General features: G+C 67.1%; 1 protein-coding gene. It reads right to left on the reverse strand.

Annotated features, from left to right (window positions below; all coding sequences use genetic code 11):
• Nucleotides 1–1019 (reverse strand): alanine/glycine:cation symporter family protein (locus tag ACIQ6R_RS37050; protein WP_404226444.1); only part of this gene is annotated, 1019 nt, incomplete at both ends.

Consider the following 1019-nt stretch of genomic DNA (forward strand, 5'->3'; position numbering starts at 1 on the left):
AGGGTCTGCAGGGTCAGCAGGGATCCGGCGATGGCGAAGACGGTGTAGAGGACCTTGTACGTCACTTCGCTGGTGCGGCTGCGGCCGAAGAGGTACGTCCACGCTTTGAGGCCGTAGTAGCCCCAGGTCAGCACGGTGGAGATGGCGAAGAGCATGACCGCGACGGTGAGGACGTAGGGGAACCAGGGCAGGACCGTCTCGAAGGCGTCGGAGGTGATGGTGACGCCGCCGATGTCCTTGCCGAGGCTGTCCGGGTTGGCGATGACGATGGTCAGGGCGGTCATGGTGCAGATGACGACGGTGTCGATGAACGGTTCCAGCAGGGCGACCAGGCCTTCGCTGGCGGGGTGCTTGGTCTTGACCGCGGAGTGGGCGATGGGGGCGGAGCCGAGACCGGCTTCGTTGGAGAAGGCGGCCCGCTTGAAGCCGATGATCAGTGCGCCGAGGACGCCGCCGGCGACTCCTTGGGGGTTGAAGGCGCCCTCGATGATGGCGGTGACGGCGTCCGGGACGGCGGTGACGTTGGCCAGGATGACGACGAGGCAGGCGGCGATGTAGATGCCGGCCATGGCGGGCACGAGCCTGCTGGTGACGTTGGCGATGGAGCGGATGCCGCCGAGGAGCACGATGCCGACGATCGCGGCGATGAGGATGCCGAAGAACAGGGCGCCGGCGGAGGAGCCGACGGCGCCGTCCTCGCCGCCGGCGACGGAGACCAGTTGTGCGTAGGACTGGTTGACCTGGAAGAGGTTGCCGCCGAAGAGGCCGAAGAAGAGGATCATGAAGGAGGCGAGGACCGCGAGGATCTTGCCGAGGGTCTTGCCGTTCTTGCCGAAGCGTTCGGTGAGGCCCTTGGGGAGGTAGTGCATCGGGCCGCCGGAGACGGTGCCGTCGGCGTGTACCTCGCGGTATTTCACGCCGAGGGTGACCTCGACGAACTTGGTGGCCATGCCGAGCAGGCCGCACAGGATCATCCAGAAGGTGGCGCCGGGGCCGCCGATGGAGACGGCGACGGCCAC

It is taken from the genome of Streptomyces sp. NPDC096048 (genome assembly GCF_044763415.1).
Classification (GTDB): domain Bacteria; phylum Actinomycetota; class Actinomycetes; order Streptomycetales; family Streptomycetaceae; genus Streptomyces.